The sequence below is a fragment of the Bacillota bacterium genome (assembly GCA_040754675.1).
GTDB lineage: Bacteria > Bacillota > Limnochordia > Limnochordales > Geochordaceae > Geochorda.
Window position 1 is genome coordinate 1 of the sequence record JBFMCJ010000362.1, and the last position, 4,274, is coordinate 4,274.

A 4,274-nucleotide genomic window follows, 5' to 3' on the forward strand; every position below is an offset into this window, starting at 1 on the left:
CCATCCCGTGCCCGGATCTCCCCCGACCGCTCCTGGAACTGGTCAGCCTGCTGGTAGGCTCTGAAGGTACCCTGGCCTTCCTCACCAAACTGGCCCTCCGGCTGGTTCCCCTGCCGCACGGGTACGCCACCATGCTGGCTTTTTTCTCCACCATGGAACAGGCCGCGCGGGCAGTATCCCGCATGGTGGCAGCCGGCATGCTCCCCACGGCCCTCGAGGTCATGGGGAGCCTGGACATACGCCTGGCCGAAGAGAAACTGCACCTGGGGCTGCCCGCCGAAGCCGAGGCCATGCTGCTCCTGGAGGTGGACGGCCCCGGACCCAGCCTGCAGCGCCAAGTCCGCCTCGCCGAAGACATCGCCCGCCAGGCCGGAGGGCAGTTCATCCGCTCCGCCACCGACGCCGCGGAGAGGGAAAAGCTCTGGCTGGCCAGGCGCGCGTCTTCCGGCATGTACGGCCAGCTCAAGCCCACCTACCTCACCCTGGACGTCACCGTCCCCCGCCATCGCATACCGGAGATGTTCCGCAAGGTGGCCGAACTCGCGGGCGAAACCAACCTGCCCATCTCCCTCCTCGGCCACATGGGTGACGGCAACCTCCACCCGGCCGTGCTCCTCGACGACCGCTCACCCGAGGAGATGGACAGGGCGCTGGAAATCGGGAGGGTCCTCGTCGCGGAAGCCCTGCGCCTGCGCGGAACGCTCACCGGCGAACACGGCATCGGGGTAGAGAAACTAGGCTTCATGGAACAGGCCTTCTCGCGCGACACCCTCGACCTGTTCGCCGCCATCAAGCGCGCCTTCGATCCGCGGTGGCTCCTCAATCCCGGCAAGGTAATCCCCGTACCGGGCCCCAACACTTCCCAACAGAGCGTGCAACCTGCCTCCGGCGACCGGCCCGATCATAGCTCCCCCCGCGGGCCCGCACATCATGCTGCGAGAGAGCAAGGTGCCCTGCGCGAACTGGCCGATCTGCTGGGGACCCGCCTGCTCACCGGAGGGCAAGAACTGGCTGCCTTCGGGTTCAGCGGCGACCGCTCGCCTGCCGCACTCGCCCTGCCTGCCACCGCGGAAGAACTGACCGAAACCATCGCCATCCTTTCCGCTTACCGCGTGCCGGTCTGGCCGGTGGGCAACGGCGAGCTAGCCTCCTGCGCTTTTTCCGCGTTTCGTGGGGGCGTAGCGGTGTCCACGGCCGGCTTGCGCCAGGTGTTGGACATCGCCCTAGACAACCTGACCGCAACCTTCCAGGCAGGATGCCACCCGGACGAGCTCAACCGCCAGCTGACCAGCCTGGCGGGAGAAAGCACCGGCTGCGCCTATGCGGTCGACTGCTGGCGATTGCCTCGCTCCACCCTGGGAGGAGAAATCGCAATCAACGCCTGCGGCCCGGGTCGACCCCGATACGGTTCCACCCGGGATAACCTGCTGGGCCTCTCCTTCGTCGACGGCCGGGGTCGGCTGTGCCGGGTAGGCGGGCAGACCATGAAGAACGTCAGTGGCTACGACGTCACCCGCCTCGTGTGCGGGTCGTGGGGTACGCTGGGAGTGGTGGTCGACGCCACCGTCCGTCTGTGGCCCCGTCCGGAGTCAGAAGTCACGGTGGCTCTGGCGGTAAGGGAACCATCTGCGTTGGAGAACCTCCTGAATAAACTTGCCAGCCTCGAGGGCGGGCACTGCCTGCAACTGCTGTCTCCGCCAGCGGGCGAAGAAAAGTGGACTCTCCTCATCGGCCTGGCCGGTATGGAAGAAGACGTCAGCTGGTGCACGGAGGAGGTGACCTTGTGCGCCCATCGCCATGGTCTGGAGGCCGGAATCCTCAGCCATGAGGAAGCGCAGCAACTCTGGCAGGAAGTGCGAAGGCGCACCGGGCCGGCGGTCTGCCGTCACGGCCAACCTGACGGGGACTCCCGAGCCCGTCCCTGGGCCGTAGGCTTCCTGCTGGTGCCTCCCTCCCTCATCGCCGGCGCGGCCGGCAGGCTGTACGGCGCCGCCCTGGACAGGGGGTGGCAGGTCAGCGTGAACGCATCCTGTTCCCTGGGGGCCATCGACTTCGTTTTGGTCCCGAGCGCCCTGCCCTCCGCTGACGCCGTGACAGCGTTCACAGAGGCAGTGACAGGCGTGCGCTCGGGCGCGTGCCACATTGGCCTTTACGGATGTGATCCCTCCCTCGAAGAAGCATTTGCCGCCTGGCGCCCGTCGAGAATCTACCACCCGGCCGCCGCACAGCTCATAGTCAACTTGAAGCAGCAGCTGGATCCGCACGGCATCCTTGCCCCCACGGGGCGTCTGCTCCCCCGGCCCTGAGGTTCATCAAACCAGCCGGGGAGGGCGGAGGCTGGCGATACACGCATGCCCTGGCATCACCACCAGGGCCGGCCCTTTTCCTTTCGGGCCCGCGCGCCCCGGTGGTGCGACGAAAAGGCAACTGCCACAAGCATTTGGGGACTCAGGCTCTTGTTACTAACTGGCCAGCCGGTGCATCGCCTCCAGGTTCAGCGTTTGGGCCAGCTTGCGCTGCACCTCGTTCATTTCCGAGAGGGTGAAGGTGTCCTTCGCCTGCTCACCCTGCCGTAGCCTTGCGGCGGAGCCCAATACAGGGCAAGCTCCGGATCGTGCAGCGGGGCCGCATCCGCGAATACCAGCCCGAAGATTGAGTTACCGTCCCGTCCAGTTGGCTCGTTGACCACATGCCCGAAGCGTCGGATAGAAGTTGACCCATCCACGAGAGCCGGCACGCCCTGATCAGAGATCACTCGCCGGCCACCCAGCCCTCCCAAGATAGACTGCAGCTGCCTCCGCCAGGGTCAGCCACCGTCACCATATGAGGGTGGACTGGGTACCACAGTCACTACCATGAGGATGGATCAGGGGCCACCAACACTTCAGGGCAGGGGGACTGCGGCCACCTGCGGGTCCAGGCCGGCCTGTTCCCTCACCTTCTCAAGCAACCTCGATGCCAGCTGACCCAGACGTTCCACCTCGCGTACCTGACTCAGCTGCAACCCGTGGATGAGGAGAGACCTGTTTCGTGCCTGCAGGATCCCCTGATAGCCCCGGATTTCGGCGTCGGTCATGTCCTGCACCACGGGATCGCCCAGCGCGCGCAGGAGCGCCATGTCTTCGAGCAGGCCCAGCCGGCAGGAAACCGCGACCCGATCAGCGGGCGTGTCCAGCCAGCGAGCGATGTTCTGGCGCATACCCTCGCGCAGAGAATCCGATAGGTGGGCGTGGTCGGCATCGTAGCCGTGCACCGCCAGGCGGTGCTGCAGGAGAAGCTCCACCGCGCGGTAGTAGTACAGCGCCGCCAGGACGGGCCGCCCGTCCGGCTGCGCACCCTCGCACTCCCTTCCGAGGTGCAGCAAGGTCGCGCAGAGCCAGACCACCCCGTCCGCCCGGGACAGGTCCCCCGCGTGCAGCAGCTGACACACGGCCTCGAGGCCTTCTCGCTGTACCTCAAGCGCGCGCCGACGCGTAGCCAGGTCGTGCCTGAGCCAAGCATCCTGGCGCAGCTCATCCAGCAGCCTTCGCAGGTTACTCCGCGCCCCCCCGAATTCCAGCGCATACCATTGCCGATAACCTTCGCACAGCGTGGCGTAGAGGCCGAAACCGCCCTGGCCCGTCTTGCCGCGCAATTCCCGGAATCGTTGGGCAGCCTGGCCGAACTTGCGTGCGCCGTACAGCTCGCGGGCAATGTGCTCGTCCAGGTCGCCCAGCACCTCGTGGGGATTGGGCAGCAGGATCAGTCTCTCGGTGCCGGGGACGGGCTTGCGTAACGCCGGATCGTATTCGTCGCTGTCCACGTACGCCACCTTCAGGTCGGGGTGCGCCCCCTGTTGAAGGAAGAACGCGGCCGCCCCCACCCCTGCGGTCATGGCCTTGGTGCCGCTTGTTAAGTCCACGACGATACTCTTACCGGGGTGTTTGCGGGCCAGCCTCCCCACAGATCTGTAGATTTCGGGCACATCGCTCTTGCCGACCTCTATAGGGTAGATGGCCCCCTCCCCTTGTCAGCTGGCCCCTGGAGCATTTCCAGGAGCTTCCTGTGCCATGCCTTCTCCTCCCTGCCCCGAAGCAGGCCCCTCTCGCGCAGCTTCTCCCAGATCACCCGGGCAGCCGCCCGCTTCTCCTCGGCGCCGGCATCCAGCCGGTGCAGCTCCTCGATGATCGCCGGCGCCTGGGGAGCCAGCTCCGGCGGCTTCAGCCGCCCGAAGCGCCGGAGGAGCTCCGCGGTGGCGTCATATGGCGCCCTATCCGCAACCGGCTGCGCAGGCC

4 protein-coding genes are annotated in these 4,274 nt (G+C 66.6%); 1 reads left to right on the plus strand and 3 read right to left on the minus strand.

The annotated features are described in order from the left end of the window. A partial coding sequence (locus tag AB1609_16855) for an FAD-linked oxidase C-terminal domain-containing protein (protein MEW6048116.1) occupies positions 1-2,306 on the plus strand: 2,306 nt, incomplete at its 5' end. Between the two features lie 156 nt (positions 2,307-2,462). On the opposite strand, the gene AB1609_16860 is transcribed toward AB1609_16855, so the two are convergent. The 3 genes from AB1609_16860 to AB1609_16870 form a co-directional block, all read right to left on the minus strand. Next, on the minus strand, positions 2,463-2,594 hold the full coding sequence (locus AB1609_16860; GenBank protein ID MEW6048117.1) for a hypothetical protein: 132 nt from the start codon (positions 2,592-2,594) through the stop codon (positions 2,463-2,465). A 290-nt stretch (positions 2,595-2,884) separates the two neighbouring features. After that, complete coding sequence (locus tag AB1609_16865) at positions 2,885-3,964, minus strand: TIGR02710 family CRISPR-associated CARF protein (protein ID MEW6048118.1); 1,080 nt, start codon at positions 3,962-3,964, stop codon at positions 2,885-2,887. A 17-nt stretch (positions 3,965-3,981) separates the two neighbouring features. Beyond that, the coding region (locus AB1609_16870) for a hypothetical protein (protein ID MEW6048119.1) at positions 3,982-4,274 on the minus strand (293 nt) is incomplete at its 5' end.